Annotated in this window: 22 protein-coding genes and 1 pseudogene; 18 read left to right on the top strand and 5 right to left on the bottom strand. The window is 70.8% G+C overall.

Translation table 11 applies throughout. From position 1 onward, the window contains the following. Window positions 1–25: 25 nt before the first annotated feature. The 3 genes from ABD140_RS07425 to ABD140_RS07415 all read left to right on the top strand — a co-directional run bounded on the left by ABD140_RS07425 (window position 26) and on the right by ABD140_RS07415 (window position 2,530). Window positions 26–580, top strand: coding sequence for a dihydrofolate reductase family protein (locus tag ABD140_RS07425; RefSeq protein WP_344238154.1), 555 nt, complete (start codon window positions 26–28; stop codon window positions 578–580). Between the two features lie 44 nt (window positions 581–624). Then, complete coding sequence (locus ABD140_RS07420) at window positions 625–1,497, top strand: alpha/beta fold hydrolase (protein WP_344238152.1); 873 nt, start codon at window positions 625–627, stop codon at window positions 1,495–1,497. Between the two features lie 235 nt (window positions 1,498–1,732). Then, window positions 1,733–2,530 (top strand): alpha/beta fold hydrolase, encoded by a 798-nt coding sequence (locus ABD140_RS07415; RefSeq protein WP_344238150.1) that lies wholly within the window; start codon window positions 1,733–1,735, stop codon window positions 2,528–2,530. Here ABD140_RS07415 and ABD140_RS07410 read toward each other — a convergent pair. Together ABD140_RS07410 and ABD140_RS07405 are read right to left on the bottom strand one after the other, a co-directional pair. Continuing rightward, on the bottom strand, window positions 2,505–3,200 hold the full coding sequence (locus tag ABD140_RS07410) for a DUF1048 domain-containing protein (RefSeq protein WP_344238148.1): 696 nt from the start codon (window positions 3,198–3,200) through the stop codon (window positions 2,505–2,507). The genes ABD140_RS07415 and ABD140_RS07410 overlap by 26 nt on opposite strands. A gap of 165 nt (window positions 3,201–3,365) precedes the next feature. After that, a complete protein-coding gene (locus tag ABD140_RS07405) occupies window positions 3,366–4,331 on the bottom strand; it encodes a helix-turn-helix transcriptional regulator (RefSeq protein WP_344238146.1) in 966 nt (321 codons plus the stop codon). A 63-nt stretch (window positions 4,332–4,394) separates the two neighbouring features. Between ABD140_RS07405 and ABD140_RS07400 the strand changes: the two genes are divergently transcribed. The 5 genes and pseudogenes from ABD140_RS07400 (at window position 4,395) to ABD140_RS07385 (ending at window position 8,217) form a co-directional block, all read left to right on the top strand. After that, window positions 4,395–4,781: a VOC family protein gene (locus tag ABD140_RS07400; protein WP_344238144.1), complete on the top strand. Its 387-nt coding sequence runs from the start codon at window positions 4,395–4,397 to the stop codon at window positions 4,779–4,781. An 80-nt stretch (window positions 4,782–4,861) separates the two neighbouring features. Further along, window positions 4,862–4,975, top strand: a pseudogene (locus ABD140_RS40055) (ATP-binding cassette domain-containing protein); the annotation flags it as partial. Window positions 4,976–5,083: 108 nt separating this feature from the next. Beyond that, a complete protein-coding gene (locus ABD140_RS07395; RefSeq protein WP_344238142.1) occupies window positions 5,084–6,007 on the top strand; it encodes a TIGR03564 family F420-dependent LLM class oxidoreductase in 924 nt (307 codons plus the stop codon). Window positions 6,008–6,116: 109 nt separating this feature from the next. Beyond that, a complete protein-coding gene (gene sigJ / locus ABD140_RS07390) occupies window positions 6,117–7,055 on the top strand; it encodes an RNA polymerase sigma factor SigJ (RefSeq protein WP_344238140.1) in 939 nt (312 codons plus the stop codon). Window positions 7,056–7,065: 10 nt separating this feature from the next. Continuing rightward, window positions 7,066–8,217, top strand: a complete 1,152-nt coding sequence (locus ABD140_RS07385) for an NAD(P)-binding protein (protein WP_344238138.1) — start codon at window positions 7,066–7,068, stop codon at window positions 8,215–8,217. A gap of 125 nt (window positions 8,218–8,342) precedes the next feature. Here the strand turns inward: ABD140_RS07385 and ABD140_RS07380 are convergent, their stop codons facing one another. Continuing rightward, complete coding sequence (locus ABD140_RS07380) at window positions 8,343–8,648, bottom strand: YfhL family 4Fe-4S dicluster ferredoxin (RefSeq protein ID WP_344238136.1); 306 nt, start codon at window positions 8,646–8,648, stop codon at window positions 8,343–8,345. 329 nt (window positions 8,649–8,977) lie between these two features. Further along, the gene (locus ABD140_RS07375) at window positions 8,978–9,457 is read right to left on the bottom strand and encodes an ArsI/CadI family heavy metal resistance metalloenzyme (protein ID WP_344238134.1); all 480 of its coding nucleotides are present in this window, start codon (window positions 9,455–9,457) and stop codon (window positions 8,978–8,980) included. Between the two features lie 79 nt (window positions 9,458–9,536). On the opposite strand from ABD140_RS07375, the gene ABD140_RS07370 reads away from it, so the two are divergent. The 8 genes from ABD140_RS07370 to ABD140_RS07335 all read left to right on the top strand — a co-directional run bounded on the left by ABD140_RS07370 (window position 9,537) and on the right by ABD140_RS07335 (window position 15,987). Further along, the gene (locus ABD140_RS07370; protein WP_344238132.1) at window positions 9,537–9,929 is read left to right on the top strand and encodes an ArsR/SmtB family transcription factor; all 393 of its coding nucleotides are present in this window, start codon (window positions 9,537–9,539) and stop codon (window positions 9,927–9,929) included. Further along, window positions 9,926–11,008: an ACR3 family arsenite efflux transporter gene (gene arsB, locus ABD140_RS07365; protein ID WP_344238130.1), complete on the top strand. Its 1,083-nt coding sequence runs from the start codon at window positions 9,926–9,928 to the stop codon at window positions 11,006–11,008. Before ABD140_RS07370 ends, arsB begins: the two co-directional genes overlap by 4 nt. After that, entirely contained in the window at window positions 10,998–11,411 is a 414-nt protein-coding gene (locus tag ABD140_RS07360) for an arsenate reductase ArsC (protein WP_344238128.1), read from the top strand. Before arsB ends, ABD140_RS07360 begins: the two co-directional genes overlap by 11 nt. Continuing rightward, window positions 11,408–11,569 carry a Tn3 family transposase gene (locus ABD140_RS07355; protein ID WP_344238126.1) on the top strand — a complete coding sequence of 54 codons (162 nt, stop codon included), beginning with the start codon at window positions 11,408–11,410 and terminating at the stop codon, window positions 11,567–11,569. Before ABD140_RS07360 ends, ABD140_RS07355 begins: the two co-directional genes overlap by 4 nt. 78 nt (window positions 11,570–11,647) lie before the next feature. Beyond that, entirely contained in the window at window positions 11,648–12,259 is a 612-nt protein-coding gene (locus ABD140_RS07350) for a hypothetical protein (RefSeq protein ID WP_344238124.1), read from the top strand. A gap of 137 nt (window positions 12,260–12,396) precedes the next feature. Next, the gene (locus tag ABD140_RS07345; RefSeq protein WP_344238122.1) at window positions 12,397–13,482 is read left to right on the top strand and encodes a hypothetical protein; all 1,086 of its coding nucleotides are present in this window, start codon (window positions 12,397–12,399) and stop codon (window positions 13,480–13,482) included. 155 nt (window positions 13,483–13,637) lie between these two features. Then, the gene (locus ABD140_RS07340; RefSeq protein WP_344238120.1) at window positions 13,638–14,924 is read left to right on the top strand and encodes a barstar family protein; all 1,287 of its coding nucleotides are present in this window, start codon (window positions 13,638–13,640) and stop codon (window positions 14,922–14,924) included. Window positions 14,925–15,213: 289 nt separating this feature from the next. Beyond that, window positions 15,214–15,987 carry a DUF1214 domain-containing protein gene (locus ABD140_RS07335; RefSeq protein ID WP_344238118.1) on the top strand — a complete coding sequence of 258 codons (774 nt, stop codon included), beginning with the start codon at window positions 15,214–15,216 and terminating at the stop codon, window positions 15,985–15,987. Window positions 15,988–16,121: 134 nt separating this feature from the next. Here ABD140_RS07335 and ABD140_RS07330 read toward each other — a convergent pair whose 3' ends face one another. Next, window positions 16,122–16,769 (bottom strand): TetR/AcrR family transcriptional regulator, encoded by a 648-nt coding sequence (locus tag ABD140_RS07330; protein WP_344238116.1) that lies wholly within the window; start codon window positions 16,767–16,769, stop codon window positions 16,122–16,124. A gap of 229 nt (window positions 16,770–16,998) precedes the next feature. On the opposite strand from ABD140_RS07330, the gene ABD140_RS07325 reads away from it, so the two are divergent. Both ABD140_RS07325 and ABD140_RS07320 read left to right on the top strand, forming a co-directional pair. After that, window positions 16,999–18,156 (top strand): FAD-dependent monooxygenase, encoded by a 1,158-nt coding sequence (locus ABD140_RS07325; RefSeq protein ID WP_344238114.1) that lies wholly within the window; start codon window positions 16,999–17,001, stop codon window positions 18,154–18,156. Between the two features lie 11 nt (window positions 18,157–18,167). Beyond that, window positions 18,168–18,554 (top strand): hypothetical protein, encoded by a 387-nt coding sequence (locus ABD140_RS07320; RefSeq protein ID WP_344238112.1) that lies wholly within the window; start codon window positions 18,168–18,170, stop codon window positions 18,552–18,554. Window positions 18,555–18,567 lie beyond the last annotated feature (13 nt).

The following is an 18,567-nucleotide window of genomic DNA, read 5'->3' as shown; positions in this document are numbered from 1 at the left end:
TTCACCTGATGCGAGGAGCGATCGCATGACCGATGGCCTGATGACACGGAGGCTCGTGGCCGGGCTGTTCGTCTCGCTGGACGGCGTGGTGGAAGCGCCGGAGCGCTGGCACTTCCCGTACCTGAGCCAGGAGATGAACGCCGCGGTGAGCGGGATGTACGCCGAGGCCGACACGCTGCTGCTGGGGCGGGCCACCTACGAGGCGTTCGCCGCGGTATGGCCGCACCGGACCGGCGAGATGGCCGAGGCGATCAACGGCATCCGCAAGCTCGTGGCCTCCACGACCCTGACCCGGGTCGCCTGGAACAACTCCTCCCTGATCGAGGGCGACCTGGTCGCGGCGGTCAAGGAACTCAAGGAGCGGCCCGGCGCCGATATCGCGCTGTCGGGCAGCATCAGCCTGGTCCGCGTCCTGCTCCAGGCCGGCCTCCTGGACGAACTGCGACTGCTGGTCCACCCGCTGGTGGTCGGTACCGGCATGCGCCTGTTCCCCGAAGGCACCCCGCCGACCCCGCTGGCGCTGACCCGGTCGACGACCTTCACAGGCGGCGTGCTGGACCTGACCTACCGGCCCGCCTGACCCACCCCTGACCCACCCCGTCCAACGAGAACGGAACACCCCTCATGAACAGCGTTCAGACCCATGCCCGGCTCGAGGCCGAGACCAAGACGCTCCCGGTGCCCGGTGCGCGCCTGCACTACGAGGTCCGGGGATCGGGACCGCTGCTGCTGATGATCCCCGGTGCGCCCGCCGACGCCGGGGCGCTGGCCGCCCTGGCGGCCGTGCTGGCCGACCGCTACACCGTGGTCGCCTACGACCAGCGCGGCCTGTCCCGCAGCCCCCTGACCGGGCCGCCCGCCGACACCGGCGTCGCGGTGTTCGGCGACGACGCCTCCCGGCTGCTGGCCGCCCTGACCGACGAACCCGCCTACGTGCTGGGCAGCAGCGGCGGCGCCCTCACCGCCCTGGACCTGGCCGCCCGCCACCCCGAGCAGGTGCGCGCCCTGGTCGTGCACGAGCCGCCGCTGCCCGAGCTGCTGCCCGACCGCGACCGGTGGCGGGCCGCCTTCCAGGACGTCCACGACACCTACCGCGACCACGGCGCCGGCGCCGCGATGGGCAAGTTCATCACCACCGTCGACGGGCCCGACGCCGCGCCCCCGGCGATGCCCGACCCCTCTCAGATGCCGCCCGAAGCACTGGAGATGATGGGCCGCATCCAGGGCAATCTCGATTTCTTCCTGTCCCATGTGCTGCTGCCGGTGCTGCGCTTCACACCCGACCTCGACGCGCTGCGCGCCGCCCGGGTGCCGGTCGCCGTCGGCGTCGGGGCGGCTTCGGGCGACGGCGTCCCCGCGCTGTCGGCCCGCGTCCTGGCGAACCGGCTCGGTACCGAACCGCTGGCCTTCCCCGGCGACCACCAGGGGCTGGCCCTCGACGTCGCCGCCTGCGCCGACATCATCCACACCGCGCTCAGCCGCCCGGTCCCGGCCTGACCTTCACGCCCTGGCCGCCCGCACCCTCGCCGACGGTGAGCAGGCCGGGTGGCCCCGTCTTGCGAGCACCGGCGCCCCGAACCGCATCCCGTCGATCGAGGAGACCAGGCCGCCGCCTCACACGACGATTCTTCTGACATCTGATGATCTTCACTGCTACATTCGCACCAGATTCGGTGCGTTTGTGGGATTGGTGGGGCGGGGTCTCGGTCTTCGGTTCCTCAGGGAGGAAGCCATGCTCGGCTACGAACTGCACGGACCGCAGGACGGTGTGCGCGTCGTGCTGCTCGGCGGGATCGGGATGCCCCGCGCGGTCTGGCACATGACGCAGCTGCCCGCGCTGCTCGCGGCCGGATACCGGGTCGCGCTCGTCGACCTGCGCGGCAGCGGGGACTCGCCCGGGACCGAGGGGCGCTACCTCGTCGCGGACCTGGCCGCGGACGTCGTCGAGGTGCTGGACCGGCTCGGCTGGGAGCGGGCCGTCCTCATGGGAATGTCACTGGGCGGCCTGGTCTCGGAGGAGCTGGCCGCGACCAGGCCCGAGCGCGTCGCGGCGGCCGTCCTGATCGCGTCGGCCGGGCCGGCCACCGTCTATGTGCGGACCTGGGCCTCGGCGATCGGCGAGCTCCTCGAGGCCAACGCCGGCGGGCTCGGGAAGTTCTTCGTGGCCGAGAACCTCGCCTACGCCCTGCCCGCCAAGAGCCTGCAGGAGGACGACGCGGCCGTCCAGGGCTGGGTCGACCTGCTGACCCCGCTGGAGTGGGACTCCCCCGGGCTGCGCGGCCAGTACTGGGCGTGGATCTCCTGGTCGCTGGAGCGGGGGCACGCCGCCCGGTGGGCGGCCGTCCAGGCGCCGGTGCTGATCTGCTCCCTCGAGCACGACCTGCTGTTCCCGCCCGCCGGCGGCCGCACGGCCGCCGCCGCGATCCCCCACGCGCGGTTCGTGGAGATCCCCGGCCACGCGCACAACGGCGTCATCGACGCGACGCCTCTGCTCAACCCGCCGATCATGGAGTTCCTCGACTCGCTCTAGGCGCCCCGCTACCGAAGCCCGGGGTCGCGGCGTCGGAGGGGACCTGCAGCGTGAGCCGGTCGTCATCGGAGGGCTCCAGGAAGCCGGCGCCGAGCGCACCGGTGAGCACGGTGTCGTCGGTGAACCGCAGGGACACGTGGCCGCCGGGGACGAGCCGCTTCGGCTGATCGAGGGTGTCTTTGCCGCCCGAGTAGGTGGACGCCGGCTTCTCGGCGGCCTCGATGGGGTCGAACGTGACCGGTGCCTGCGTCGGGGATGCGCACCGGGCAGGCGGGGACGAGACGCCATTGGGAGTGGTGATCGCGTCCGGGCGACGACCGGCGCGCTCGGCGGGTGCTACCTGTCGGCCGTGCCGGACTTCCCGCTGATGGACTCCTGATAGATGTCGGCGTAGGTGCGCGATTCCTTGATCAACGAAGAAATCGAGGATCCCTGAGAGCAGGTCGATCGGTCCGACCTTGAACAGGTACCTCTGGATCTCCTTGTAGACGATCTGGTGGTCCGGCGGGAGCGCCTTGACCCGTGCCATGTGCGCCCGCCACTCTCCCGGCCTGCCCAGTTTCCTCGCGACGTTCCTGTTCAACTGCTCGCGCCACCGGTCGCGATGGCCCCGGACCCTTTCTCCGCCGGCCAGCGCCGCGCAGAAGCCCTCGATGTCCTCACCCAGCACCTCGTCGATGCTCTACCCCTCGGTCGCCGACTCCTCGAGCAGGCCCAGAGCGCTGTCGAGAATCGGCAGCTGGCTTCGGCCGGTGAAGTCTCCGTAGGGGAGCAGATGGCCCTTGGATCTGCTCCCACGCCGCCCGGTGACCGGCCGACGGCGGCGCGACGCCCCTTACCGGGGCGGGTCGCTCTTGTTGTCCTCGAACAGCTCTCGGGTGCGGTGCAGCAGCGCCTCCCGTACCGGGTCCGGTGACAGGACCCGGAGCCTGGTTCCCAGGCCGAGGAGGTAGTCGACGAGCTGGTCGGTGTTGTTGCCGCCGATTTCGACGATGGTGGCGTCGGGGCCGTCGGGGTGGTGGGCGCCGATCGTCGGCGGGACCAGTCGTAGCGCCTGGTCCAGGGGGTGCGGGAGCCGGACCGTCGCATAGAGCGGGTACACGACGGCCGCGATGCTCTGGGAGACGAGGAGCGCCGGGTCGGGCGGGTCGAGGAGTTCGACCGCGTGTCCGGTCGGCTGCAGGTGTGCCACCCGGTCGGCCCGGAACGTGCGCCACTGGTCCCGGGCCACGTCCCGGGCGACGAAGTACCAGCGGAGGCCGGTGAACACCAGGCGGTAGGGGTCGACGTCCCGGACGGTGGCCTTGCCCGCGTGGTCCCGGTAGGCCAGGCGGGTGCGCTCGGCGCGGCGGCAGACGGAGGCCAGTTCCAGCAGCGTGCCGGGCGAGATCTGACCGGCCTCGGATCTGGGGGTGTGCACGAAGGTCGCGTCCATCTCGCCCAGCCGGTCGGCGATCCGAGGCGGTAGGACCGCCCGTAGTTTCAACAGCGCCGACAGCGCGGCCTGGTCGCCGCCCAGGACGCCGCTGAGCGCGGCCTCGCGCAGCGCGACGGCCACGGCGAGCGCCTCCTCGTCGTCGAGGATCAGCGGCGGCACCCGGGTGCCGCCGCCGAGGCGGTAGCCGCCCCACGGCCCGGGATCGGACTCGATGCCGTAGCCGAGTTCCCGCAGCCGGGCGATGTCCCGTCGTACCGTGCGGTCGGTGACCGCCATCCGCTCGGCCAACTCGCGGCAGGTCCACGTCGGCCGTGCGGACAGCAGCGAGACCAGTCGCAGCAGGCGGGCGGAAGTGCTGATCACATCCTGAAGTGTCCCCGATGACCAGGACCGGAACTGTCCTGGTCCCGTCATAGCGTCATCCTCATGAGCACCGAATCCACCTCCGCGCCCGCCATCCGCCTGCTGTCCGTCGACTTCGACTGCCCGGACCCCGCCGAGCTGGCCCGCTTCTACGGCGACGCGCTCGGCCTGCCCGTCGTCCACTCCAGCGAGGACTTCGTCCTGCTGGGCCGGGAGGGCGCGCCCGGGCTGGGCTTCATCCGGGTGGCCGACTACCGGCCCCCGACCTGGCCGGACCCCTCCCAGGGCAAGCAGGCCCACATCGAACTGGGCGTCGACGACCTGAACGCCGCCCAGGCCCGGATGCTGGCACTGGGCGCCGTGGAACCCCCGGTCCAGCCGCACCCCGATGAGCGGAGGGTCCTCCTGGACCCCGCAGGCCACCCGTTCTGCATCTCCACACAGAACTGAACCCCACCGGCCGATCGCCGGGACCGGAACCAAAGACGGCGCCGACCGGGCGGATCGCAAGGCGTACGCGCCCGCCGGCCATGGGCCCCAGCGGTTGCGGCAAGTCCACGCTGCTGCACCTGCTCGGCGGGCCGGACCGGCCCTCGGGCGGCGAAGTGACGCTGAGCGGCCGACGCATCGACGACCTCGGCGAGAAGGCTCTGGCCAGTCGGCCGCATCCGGCCAGGACGCTGAGCCGGACCCGGAATGGCGACAATAGCTACCGGGTTTGCATGGTTATGTCTTCTGGTGTGGTTCTCACGGTGTCGGAGTCGACGGCGAACGCCGTCGACGCGGTGGTCGAGCAGGGAAGGAGGGCGGCCGCGGCGGGGATCTCGTCGGTCTGGCTGGCGCAGCAGTTCGGCTACGACGCGGTGGCGCTGGCGGGGATCATCGGCCGGGAGGTGCCGGGGCTGCGTGTGGGGACGTCGGCGGTGCCGGTGTTCGGCAGGCACCCGCTGGCGGTGTGGGCGCAGGCGCAGACGTCGCAGGCGGCCACCGGCGGGCGGTTCACCCTGGGGCTGGGGCTCGGGGCGAAGGTGTTCGTGGAACCGGCGTTCGGCGTTCCGCACGAGCGGCCCGCCGCCAGGCTGCGGGACTTCCTCACGGTCCTGCGGGGACTCCAGGCGGAGGGGACGGTGGACTTCCGGGGCGAGACGCTGGCCGCGACCACCCCGATACCCGCCGGGCTGGCGGGGGCCGAGCCGCCGGTGCCGCTCCTGGTGGCGGCGATGGGGCCGCGAGCGCTGCGCGTCGCCGGGGAGCTGGCCGACGGGACGCTGCCCTTCCTGGCCGGCCCCAAGGCGCTGGACGAACACATCGTGCCGCAGCTGACGGCGGCCGCGGCAGCCGCCGGACGGCCCGCTCCACGCGTGGTGGCGTTCCTCGCCGGCGTCGTCACCGACGACGTGGAAACGGCGCGGGAGGAGGCCGCCCGACAGCTGGCGTTCTACGACCAGATCCCCTCCTACCAGCGCGTCATCGAACTGTCGGGAGCCTCGCGCGCCGCCGACCTCGTCGAGATCGGAGACGAGAAGACGATCGCCGCCGCGGTCAGTCGCTACTTCGACGCGGGCGCCACTGAGGTGGTCCTCACTCAGACCGGCCTCGTCGGCCCCGAGGCCGCCGACCGCACCTGGCGCCTCCTCGGCGAACTCGACCGGGAAAGGCCCGCCGCCGCGCACTAGAAGACCGAGTGAGCACCTCCCCCACCGACGCGGCTGAACCCTGCCCTGAGGCCCGGCCGGTGGGGATTATGGTGTTTTTGCCCTGACGTCGGTGCGGGGAGGTCGGCCGGTGGATGCGGGTGAGGAGGTGTTCGCCGGGCATCGCGAACTTCTGATGGGGGTCGCCTACCGGGTGCTCGGGCGGGTGGTGGACGCCGAGGACGTCGTCCAGGAGTGCTGGCTGCGGTGGTCGAGGGTCGATCCGGCGGGGGTCGAGGATCCGCGGGCGTTCCTGCTGACCGCCGTCACCCGCCTGTCGGTCGACCGGCTGCGGCGGGTACAAGCGCGGCGGGAGTCCTATACCGGGGATTGGCTGCCCGAACCGCTGCTGACCACCGGGGACCCGCAAGGACCCGTCGACCCGGCCGACTACGCGGTACGGGCCGAGTCGGTGTCGCTGGCCCTGCTGGTGGTGTTGGAGTCGCTGTCGCCGCTGGAGCGCGCGGTGTTCGTGCTGCGGGAGGTGTTCGCCTTCGGGTATCCGGAGATCGCCGGGCTGCTGGACCGGCGGGAGCCGGCCGTCCGGCAGCTCGCGGCGCGGGCGCGGGCCCATGTCCGGGAGCGGCGTCCCCGCTTCGAGGTGGACCCGGTCGTGTGGCGGCAGGTGACCGACCGGTTCACGGCCGCGTGTCTGGAGGGGCGGATCGAGGATGTGATGGCACTGCTCGCACCCGATGTCCGCCTGGTCGCCGACAGCGGCGGCAACGCGGTCGCGCCGCGCCGCGCCATCGTCGGCCCGGAGCAGGTCGCCCGGTTCTTGTTGCAGATCATGCGGCTCAGGAAGCCGTTCCTGTCCTCGGTCGGCGTCGACGGGGCCGCGCAGACGCTGGAGTACCGGCTGGTCGAGGCCAACGCCGGCCCGGCGCTGCAGGTGACGGCGGACGGGCGCCCCATCGTTCACTTCCAGCTCCAGGTGGCCGACGGTCGGGTCGTCGCCTGCCATCTGGTGGTCAATCCGGAAAAACTCGGCGCAGTGATGTCACAGACCGGAAGGGTGCTGCGTCTTTGACGGCATGACCATGACCATCACTGTCATCGGCGGCGGTCTCGCCGGCCTGACCGCCGCCATCGCCTGCGCCGAGACCGGCGCCGACGTCGTCCTGCACGAGGCCCACCACATGCTCGGCGGGCGCGGCCGGGCGACGCCCGCCCCGCACATCGCCCACGACGGCGCGCACGTGTTCTACGCCGACGGCCCCCATTACCGGTGGCTGGCGCGGCGAGGCTTCGTGCGGGGGCTCGGCTGGCTGTCACCGTCAGCCGCCGCCCGGCTGGGCTTCCGCGTCGACGGGCGGGTCCGCCGGACGCCTCCGCTGCGGATGCTCGCCGCCCAGGCGCGGTTCCGGCTCGCCGCGCCCTTCGACCGGGACTTCCACAGCTGGGCCTCCGACCGCTGGGGCGAGACCACCGCCCGGCACATGGCGAACGCGATCAGCGTGGTGACCTACGACGCCGACACCGGGCGGCTGTCGGCGGCGTTCGTCTGGGACCTGTTCCAGCGGGTGCTCGGCCCGAGGCCGCCCGCCGTCCGGTGGGTGCGCGGCGGCTGGCAGACGGTGCTGGACCGCATGGCCGGCCGTGCCGGAGAACTGGGCGTCCGGATCGAGACCGGCTCACGCGTGGACGTCCTGCCCGAGACCGGTCCCGTCATCGTCGCGACCGACCCGGCGTCGGCGTCCCGGCTCCTTCGCGACGACCGGCTGCTGTGGACCTCCGGCCACTGCGCCCTGCTGGACGTCGCCGTCCGCGCCGACCGCGGGGACCGCACCCTCGTCTTCGATCTGGACGAGGGCGGATTCCACGAGTCCTACACGATGCAGGACGCCTCGATCGCGCCGCCCGGCGAGTCGCTCTATCAACTCCAGATGCCCGTCCGCGCCGACGAGTCGCACTCCTCGGCCCGCGCCCGGCTGGACGCGTTCGCCGACCTGCTCCTCCCGGACCTCGCCGGCCGCACCACCTTCCGGCGCACCGCCATCGCCAAGGGCCGCAGCGGCGCACTCGACCTGCCCGGCCGGACATGGCGCGACCGCTCCCCGATCGACCGAGGCCAGGGGATCTACGTCGCCACGGACACCGTGGCCGCACCCGGAATGCGCGGCGAGATCTCCATTAACAGCGCGATCAGGGCCGCGAGCCTAGCCACCGGCGGCGCCCCCGGGGTCCGCTAGCCCGAACCCGCCTCTGCGCCCGCCGTCACCCTGCAGGACCTCATGCAGGCATGTGTGAGGGCCCCGCCGGGCACGACCGGCCGGGGCCCTCACACCGTTCTACGTGCTCGGCGTCGCAGGCGCTGCTACGGCTTGAGGCGGCTGGGGTAGATGCCGCTGGCGGCATCGCGCTTGAGCTCGGTGTTGTCGGGATGCAGTTTCACCGACCGGGCGAGCAGGGTCTTCAGCGTCTCGGCGTTATCAGGGTCGGGCACGCAGCATTCCACCGGGCAGACGGCCTGGCACGCCTCTGCGTTGAAGAACCCGACGCATTCCGAGCAGAGCCCGGGGTCGATCACATAGATCTCGTCCCCCTCGGAGATCGCCTCATTGGGGCATTCGGGCTCGCAGGCACCGCAGTTGATGCAGTCCTCAGTGATCATGACGGCCATGGGATTCCTTTCTTCTGCCGGCCTCCGGCGGCCGTCCATCCTCGGAGGCGGCCTCACGACCAGATGATTTCCACATCCCGCCCACGCACAACCAGCCCCGCGCCGGGCAGCGGCCCGGCTTGGCCAACAACAAAGAGACCCGCTACCGGCGTTTTCCCCTGCCGCAGCTCACCCCGCCGTCTCCGCCCGGTGGTCTCGTGACCGTCGACCCGCCAGATGAGGCACGCTCCTGACGGGAGCGGCCGTGCTGTGCCGCCGGAGCGTCGGCCTTCGCGGATGCGGACGGCCCGGCTGTGCGTCGCCGCGGGGCCGGGCCGTTCCTGGCGGGGTCAGTTCGGGCCGCAGCCGCAGCCGGTCGGAGCGGTCTCGGGGAGGGCGGGTTCGGCCTGGTCGGTGGTGCAGCAGGTGGCGGGTGCTCCGTCGGCGCTCTTGCCGAGGGTGTCGGCGTCGGCCTTCACGGTGTAGACCTCCCACGGTTCGGCGCCGGGGGCGGTGACCCACACCTTGTCCTGCAGGGCGTAGCAGCAGGAGGTGTCGTTCTCCTCGAACGTCGCCAGGCCCGCCTCGGCCAGGCGGGTGGTGGCGGCGGTGACCTGGTCGGTGGTCTGCACCTCGACGCCGAGGTGGTCCAGGCGGGTGGGCTCGCCGGCCTCGCCCTCGATGAGGACGAGCTTGAGCGGGGGCTCGGTGATGGCGAAGTTGGCGTAGCCGGGGCGGACCTTGGCGGGCTCGGCGCCGAACAGCTTGGAGTAGAAGGCGACCGATCCTTCGAGGTCGGCGACGCGCAGGGCGAGCTGGATGCGGGACATGACGGTCTCCTCAACTACTTGTATCGAAGTTCCTCTATCTACCGTTGCACCCTGATTCGAGCTCTGTCAATATAGAAGCATGTCGAAACAAGAGCTCCGGGTCCTCGGCCAGGACGGCGTGGCCGGCTGCTGCCCCGGCCTGCTGACCACGCCCCTGGCCGCCGAGGAGGCCGCCGAGCTGGCGCGGGTGTTCAAGGCGCTGGGCGATCCGGTACGGCTGCAGCTGCTGTCGATGATCGCCTCGCGGGCGGGCGGCGAGGTGTGCGTGTGCGACCTGACCCCCGCCTTCGAGCTGTCCCAGCCGACGATCTCCCACCACCTCAAGCTGCTGCGCGAGGCCGGGCTCATCGACGGGCAGCGGCGCGGCACCTGGGTGTACTACCGGCTCGTTCCCGAGACGACCGACCGGCTCGCCTCGATCCTCACCCGCCCCGGGGGCGATCCCCTGCCCGGGCCGGAAGACCGCTCGTGACCGCCACCTCGGTCCCCTCCCCCGCGGCCCCGGCGCGGTTGTCGTTCACCGACCGGTACCTGGCGGTGTGGATCCTGCTCGCGATGGCCGCGGGTCTGGGTCTGGGCCGGGCCGTGCCCGGATTGAACGACGTGCTCGCCAAGGTCGAGGTCGGCGGGATCTCCCTGCCGATCGCGCTCGGCCTGCTGGTGATGATGTACCCGGTGCTGGCCAAGGTCCGCTACGACCGGCTGGAGGCCGTCACCGGCGACCGCAGGCTCATGGTCTCCTCGCTGGTCGTGAACTGGGTCGTCGGCCCGGCCGTCATGTTCGCACTCGCCTGGCTGCTCCTGCCCGACCACGCCGCATACCGCACCGGACTGATCATCGTCGGCCTCGCCCGCTGCATCGCCATGGTGATCATCTGGAACGACCTGGCCTGCGGCGACCGGGAGGCCGCCGCCGTCCTCGTGGCACTGAACTCGGTGTTCCAGGTGGTCGCGTTCGGGCTGCTCGGCTGGTTCTACCTCGACCTGCTGCCCGGCTGGCTCGGCCTGGGCGAAGGCGAGGCCCTCGACGTCTCGGCGTGGCAGATCGCCGGAAGCGTCGCGGTGTTCCTCGGCGTCCCGCTCATCGCCGGATTCCTCACCCGCCGCCTCGGCGAGAAGCGCCTGGGCCGCGAAGGCTACGAGCAGCGCCTCCTGCCGAAGATCGGGCCGTGGGCGCTGTACGGGCTGCTGTTCACGATCGTGCTGCTGTTCGCCCTCCAGGGCGAGGCGATCATCTCCCAGCCGCTCGACGTCGCCCGCATCGCCCTGCCCCTGCTCGCCTACTTCGCCCTCCTGTGGTCCGGCGCCTTCGCGCTCGGCAAGGCCATCGGCCTGCCCTACGACCGCACCGCCACCCTCGCGTTCACCGCGGCGGGCAACAACTTCGAACTCGCCATCGCCGTCGCGATCGCCACCTTCGGCGTCACCTCCGGCCAGGCCCTCGCCGGGGTCGTCGGCCCGCTCATCGAGGTGCCCGTCCTCGTCGCCCTGGTCTACGTCTCGCTCGCGCTGCGGCGCCGCTTCGAAGGGAACCCCGACCGTGTCGGTTAAGCCCAGCGTCCTGTTCGTGTGCGTCCACAACGCCGGACGCTCCCAGATGGCAGCCGCGTTCCTCACCCGCCTCTCAGGCGGTGCCGTCGACGTCCGCTCCGCCGGTTCGGCGCCCGCCGACACGGTGAACCCCGCGGTCGTGGAGGCCATGGCCGAGATCGGGATCGACATCTCGGCCGAGATCCCGAAGGTCCTCTCCCGCGACGCCGTCCAGGCGAGCGACGTGTGCATCACGATGGGCTGCGGCGACACCTGCCCCGTCCTCCCCGGAAAGCGCTACCTCGACTGGACCCTGCCCGACCCCGCGGGCCAGGGCGTCGAGGCCGTCCGCCCCATCCGCGACGAGATCCGCACCCGCATCGAAGGCCTGCTGAAGGAACTCGGCCTCCCAGAGCAGGCGTGACCCTCGCTTCGACCTGCTTCATCGACTGCTTCACCCACGCGGGCGGCCACAAGACCAAGCAGACGGTGGCGTTGAAGCGCAGCATCCTGGCGGTCCTCATCGCCGGCGCTACGAACCTGGGGCTGACGCGCATGTCGGAAACCCCTGAATCCCTGTGACTGCAGCTCCTCAGCAAGGACCGTCTGAGTGACTCCGCGCGCCCATCAGCAAAGGCGATCTCGCGATACGGTCCAAGCATGATCGGCGCAGAGGGAGTCCTGCTCGGAAACGCAGCAGCGGAGCGCTTGGTCCAGCTGAACTGCTGTGTGATCGAGCCCGGTCTGACCGACGCTGAGTTCGCACGCATCGAGCGCGAGTACGGATTCGTGTTCGCCGATGACCACAGGGCCTTCCTCGCTGCCGGCCTGCCGGTCCACGAACCACGGGACGACGAGCCCGGAGTGAGCTATGCCTGGGAACGCCCCTGGCCCGACTGGCGCAACGGCGATCCCGCCGAACTCCGAAAGCAGCTGAACTGGCCGGAGGAGTTCCTCCTTGAGGACGTTGAGCGCGGACACTGGCAGCCCGCCTGGGGCACGCGCCCGGACTCGGTCGAAGCAGCCATCGAACACGCACGATCGCACCTGTCCGGAGCCCCCACGATGGTTCCCCTCTACGCGCACAGGTTCCTGCCCGAAGGCCATGGCACCTTCGGCCACCCGGTCTTGTCGATGCGGGGCTCAGACGTCATCTACTACGGAACCGACCTGCTCGACTACATCAACCAGGAGTTCGAAGAACCCCGGCCCGAACGCCCCGAAGACTGGGCTCCGCAGGCCACTGTGCCTTTTTGGCGCAACTATCTGTAGGTGGTCCACCGGCCCTGCCCCGTTCGCTGACGCGAGGCCGACACTCCAGTGATGAGTGTCGGTGCTGAGGACAGGCAGGCGCCCGAACTGCCCTATGCTGGGAGCATTCTCAAGAGAATCGAGTCCTCCGCCCGCCGGTGAGCGAGGCACCCGAGCCTGGACCGCTCGACAACCAGATGAGCCTGTACGAACACGCTCTACAGCTCCACCGCCTGCATCCCAAAGCCGCCCTCCCCAACGACGGCGAGCCTTACCCGGTCAGCGACGCCCACCGTCGGCGGACCCGCGCGCCAGACGATGATCGCCGGCGCCAGGGCGCCGGAGCCGCTGCAATCCTGGATGCGCACTTCGCCTGCTCTGACGCCTCGCCGCATGACCTGATCGGGACCTTCCACGACGTGGACGTCCCCATCCACCTCAACGAGCACATCACCGCAGCCGCACTGCGCGCCGACCTCGAACGCGTCCAGGAAACCGGCCGCTATCTCGTCCGCCACAGCCCCGATAAATGCTCGACCATCATCGGTCTCGCCCTGCTCGCGTCAGACTGGGACGAACAGGACATCGACCTGATCAAGCACATCGGTCTGCTGTCGGAGACGTTCGGGCCCCTTGCCGCACACGCACTGAAACGGCGGATGGGCGGCGGCCAAGCGCTCCTGTGGCTCGCCCAGCGCACCGCGGGATGGGGCCGGGTCTACATCGTCGAGGCTCTCTGCGAGGTCGGAGGGGCCGCCGCCCGCCCGTGGCTGTTGCGCGAAGCCATCAACGGCGACATCCTCAACGGCTACTACGTCGGCGCCGTCGCCAAAGCAGCCGACGTCCACGAGGCCATCACCTCGCCCGACCCGGACGATGACCTCATCGACCACACCGGCCGGCTGCTCAGCCTCATGGCGAACAACAACGGCATGGGTCAGACCTGGAACTACTATCACGCGATCCGCCGAGTCCTGGACGCCCATGTCAGCCACCTGGCCCGCCAGCAACCGACCGCGCGCCGCTACTACACCGCCGCCCATATCGCCGACCGCCTCCTCAAGGGCGACCCCGACCTCCCGAACCTGCCGCCCGACCACCAAGCCCGCCTCCTCGACCAATACCTGACCATCCTGCGACGCGACGACTGGTCGGCCGTGATCCGTGCAGACCTCAACTCCACCGACGAATACTCGACCTGGTTCCTGGAAACCGTGGCAGCGCGCCTTCATCTGCTGAACTGACACCCGAGAGGCCTGCCGCAGTAAATTCACGGATTTACTGCGGCAGGGCCCCAGCAAGCCGGTGGTGGCCCCCGCTCCGACCTGGCACGCTCAGATCACCACCCCGGACGCGAGGTGTACGCATTTACTGCGGGAAGCCGGAAGGGCCGGAGCCCATGAGTGCGAGCACCGCCGAAGTGATCCCCCTCGGACGCGACGCCCCCGAGACCTTCACCGCCGCGGTCGACGCTTACCTCCGCTCCGCGGGCATCGCCGCATCCTCGAAGCGGATCTACAAGATCTCCCTCACCTGGGATCGGGAGCTGCCGGTGCGGTATCTGCTGGTCCGCGAGGACGAGGATGGCGTCGAGCAGCTCTGGGGAAAGGCCGCTGGAGTCGAGGGGTTGTTCGTCGATCCCCTCCCCCTGCCGCGAGAGGTCATCACTCTGCGTGGCTGTCGCCCCGACGGTCCCCTGAATGATGCCCTGCTCGGCGACGACGTCTCGTCTCAGCGTCTGGGCGAGGTGTGCGTCGAGGTCTGGGATGACCAGCGGCCCGTGCAGTGGTGGACCCTCGTCGACGCCGTCGTGATCGCGCATCAGCCCCACTTTGGCGATGCGACGCGATATGACATCGTGCTCGGAGCCGGCGTCCGGCATGAGGAGAGCTTTCTCAAGCTACCTGCGAGGCCGCGCTTCGAGCTGTTCGCCGGGACGATGGCTGCTGGACGCGCAGGCGAGTGCGTGGCAGTTGACGGACTGTTCAAGCGGCGGCCGGCCCCGGCCCCCATCCCCCTGGCACTGGTGGGCTGCGAGCCCGCCGAGCCGCTCCTTGCGGCACTGAGGCGACCGCGGAAGTGGGAACGGGGCTGGGCCCACCTTCTGGTGCTGGACCGGCAGGGCGCCGTCATGGCCTCCCCTGTCGTAGGGCTGGCCATCGCCGGTGCCCGCCCGTCCGTGCTCGGTGGCGCTCTGGTCGACATCACCCTGGCCGACGGTGGAGACGGCCGCCCTGTCCCAGCGGCCCGCCCGATCTGGGATCAGTGGCGTCAAGGCCCGCCGACCGAATCGAACCTGTGGGCACCATATGACTCGGCGGGCAGGCTCGAATGGATCGGCCTCACCACCCGAGACTGGCGGCTGCCCGTACCCGAGCCGGATCGGTCGGGGGGCGACCACCATCTCGATGGTCGTTTCGTCACCGACGTTCCAGGGCTGCACTGTGCGATCGCCGAGGCTCTTCTCGGTCCTGGTCGCTACTTCGGCCGGGAGTCGAACGCCTTCAGGGACTGCCTCAACGGCGGCTTCGGGGTGGTTCCGCCGTTCACCCTGATCTGGCATGACTCCGAGGTGGCGCGTCGAGCGCTGGCCGAGGTGGTCGACGATCCGACGGGTCGTATCTCCTACTTCGAGGAGATTGTGCAGCTTCTCCAACGATACGGAGCCACCGTCGTGCTCCAGTGATCCCATACGAGGGGGTGTCATCGTTCGACACCGCCCCGGAGCCGCCACAACGGGCCGCTCGTCCGATCAGGTCCTATCCAATCGGCTGCCTTTTTCGGTGGAGATCAAAGGTCGGGTCGGTTTCCGGTGGGGATCGGATATGGCGATCGTTGCTGTCGGGGTGGGCGGGGGATGCCTTCAGGAAAGGTCGGGGCGTGGGAGTGGTGGTGGCCGTGGGGTGGTCGGGTTCGATGGCGGGGCGGCTGATGACGCCGCAGTACGCGGCAGGACTGGCGCGGCTGGCTTATCTGTGGGGTGGCCGCTGGCCAACATCCACAACCGCGCCGTGCTGTTCCGGCAGCTGCCCGAGCCCGGCCTGATGGGCGGGTTCGTGCCGGTGGCGCCGCCCGGCAGGCTGGCGATGCTGCACGACTACATCACCCCGGAGCAGCGGATGGTGGCCTGCCCCAACCAGGACGTCGTCTACGGCTTCGGCATGATCACCGCGGACGCGGGGCCATGCGTGATCCAGGTGCCGGACTTCGGCGACCGGTTCTGGGTGTACCAGGCGGTCGACCAGCGCACCGAGTCGTTCGTCCGGCTGGGCGCGATGTACGGCACCGACTACCTGTCACGCACCGCGATGGCCAAGGCCAACATCTTCGTCAACGTCCCCGCCGAGACCGCCTACTTCTACCTCGACCTCGACGAGACCGGCGCCCGGCTGCACGGCGACCGCGCCTACACCCTCGCCTTCCCCGCAGGCGGCCTGCCCCCGGCCAAGGGCTTCTGGTCCCTCACCCTCTACAACGAGCACCACTTCTTCGCCCCCAACCCCATCGGCCGCTACTCCCTCGGCACGAAGAACAAAGACCTGCGCTACGGGCCCGATGGATCCTTGACCCTGCACATCCAAGCCACCCGGCCCGACTCCCGGACACCAACTGGCTCCCCTCCCCCGCAGGCCGCCCCTTCTCCCTCTACCTGCGCGCCTACTGGCCCGACGAGCCCATCCTCACCGGCGAATGGACCCCGCCCCCCGCCACTCCGGCACACTGATCCCGAAGGCGCCGACTCGACGTGACCGGCCGTTCCGCACCACCAGATGGTCGGGGTGCCCGGTGACGGCGGCTCCCGCGATCCGGCGCAGGTGCAGGTCGGTCCGGTAGGCGAGGCTCTGGATGCGCGCCCCGCCGTCCTGGGAACGGGCCCTCGGGGTCAGTGGCGCAGGCGGGCGGCGCGGGACTCGCCGAGGGCGGCCATGGCCTCGGCGAGGATCTCCATCTCCGCGGACATGGTCCGAGCGGGGTCGGCTTGGAGGGCGACGAACGCGCCGTCGAAGCCGGAGATGCCGAAGGTGGCGATGGCGTCCGCGACGGCCCTGGCGATCTCGGGTCCTTCGGGGGCGAAGGAGGATTCGACCATGTGCGCCATGTAGGCGAGGCCTTCGGCGCGGACGTCGGTGACGACCTTCTCGGCGTCGGGGGCGTCGGCGGCCTCGTTGCTCATGAGCAGGATCAGCAGCAGGGCCAGGAACTCCCGGTGCTCCAGGAACGCCTCGCCCGTGCGCTCGAGGTACCAGCGGATCCGTTCGCGGGGGGTGCCGCCGTCGGGGCCGCTCCCGTGGCGTGCCCGCATTCCGTCGAAGAACCCCTGGGCGCCGCGGGCCATGACGGCCGTCAGCAGGCCGGCCTTGGACTCGAAGTGGTGGTAGATCGCGCTCTTGGGCAGGCCCGCCTCGCGGCAGAGGTCGGAGATGCTGGTCGCGGCGTAGCCCCGGTCGGCCATGATCCGTGACGCCACGTCAAGGATCTCCTCGCGTGAGCGCTCGCCCCGGCGATTCCTGACGTGCTTGCTCTTCTCCACGGGTGATGAGTCTAACGAGAGCCGGTACTTCGTCCGGTGGACTTGACATCCCCGAAGTCCCGTTTGTAGCTTCGGTCACACAGGTTTTGGACCGAACGTTCCGTACAAAACTAGTCTTGTGGTGTCCCTCCAGGGCCTTCGAGCCCTGCCGCCACCGCTCGTCCCACCCGCCGGCCAGGCCATCGCCCGGCTCCCCGCCGCCCAGCGGGAACCCCAGGAGTGCTTTGAGATGACCCACCCCTACGACGTCGACGTCGCGATCATCGGCTACGGGCCGAGCGGCGTCGCCGCCGCCAACACGCTCGGCGCGCGCGGCGTCTCCTTCACCGCCTTCGAACGCGACCGCGACATCTACCCCCGGGCCCGCGCCGTCACCGTCAACGACTGGACCATGCGGATCTTCCAGTCGTTCGGGGCCGACGAGGCGGTGAAGCGCGACATGGACGTCATGCGCGCCCTGCGCTGGATCACCTACGCGGGGGAGGAGCTGTACCGGGTGGACTTCCCGCCCTCGACGCTCGGCGGGAACGCCCGCTTCTACACGATCTACCAGCCGCTCATGGAGGCGACGCTGCGCGAGCACGCCGAGCGGCACACGGGCGGGTCCGTCCGCTACGGCACCGAGGTCGTCGGAGTCGAGCAGGACGCCGACGGCGTCACCGTCACCGCGCGCGACCTCACCACGGGCCGGACCACCACCACCCGCGCCCGCTACGCCCTGGCCTGCGACGGCGGCAGCAGCCCCACCCGCGAACTGCTCGGCGTCCAACTCGACGGCGACACCCTCGATGTGACCTGGGTCGTCATCGACACCTACGTCAAGCGCTGGTGGCCCGACCGCAACCTCCTCACCTTCTGGTCCGACCGGGACCGGCCCGTCGTGGACATCGCGCTGGCCCGCGGCCACCACCGCTGGGAGATCCCGCTGCGCCCGGAGGAGTCCCGCGCGGACTTCGCGGCCCCCGGGCAGATCTGGCCGCTGCTGAAGGCCATGGGCGTCTCCGAGGACGACGTGGAGATCCACCAGCACGCCTTCTACAAGCACCACCTGCGCACGGCCGACCGATGGCGGGTCGGGCGGGTGTTCCTCGTCGGAGACGCCGCCCACCTCATGCCGCCGTGGGCCGGTTCGGGCATGCAGTCCGGCATCCGGGACGCCTTCGACATCTCCTGGAAGCTCACGTACGTGCTCGACGGGCGGATGCCCGACGCCTTCCTCGACACCTATGAGACCGAGAGGCGGCCCAACGTCGCCCTCTACACGTCGCTCTCCGACCAGCTCGGCAAGATCGTCCGGCTGGAGCTGAGCGAGGAGGAGATGAGCGAGCTCACCGCTCCCCCCGTCGCCGGCGAACCGGCCGCCGAGCCGCCGCTGATCCGCCGCTGATCCGCCCGCCCGTGCTCACCGGCGGCTGGGTGCGCGGCCCGGTCGGCGGCGACGGCGACATCGTCGGCCGGATGCTGCCGCAGCCCACCGCCGCCGACCCTCGCGGAGTCATGGGCCGCCTCGACGACCTCCTCGGCGACGGATTCGTGCTCCTGGGCGACGACATCGACCCCGGCACCGTCCTCACCGCCGAGGAGCGTTCCGGCTGGGACGCGCTCGGCGCGCGCTACCTCGCGGTGCGCGCCGTGGACGGCGGCACCGAAGGACCGGACGAACTCGTGGACATCGACGGGACGATCCGCGCCTGGCTGCACGGATTCGGCGCGCGCGTCGTCGCCGTCCGCCCCGACCGGTTCGTCGCCGCCGCCGACACCTCCGGCCTCACCGTCCCCGCCTGACCCGACAAAGGAA

The sequence above is a fragment of the Actinocorallia libanotica genome (assembly GCF_039525175.1).
In the GTDB taxonomy this organism is placed as follows: domain Bacteria; phylum Actinomycetota; class Actinomycetes; order Streptosporangiales; family Streptosporangiaceae; genus Actinocorallia; species Actinocorallia libanotica.
The sequence above is the reverse complement of the archived record's forward strand: the minus strand, read 5'-3'. Positions and strand labels throughout refer to the sequence as shown.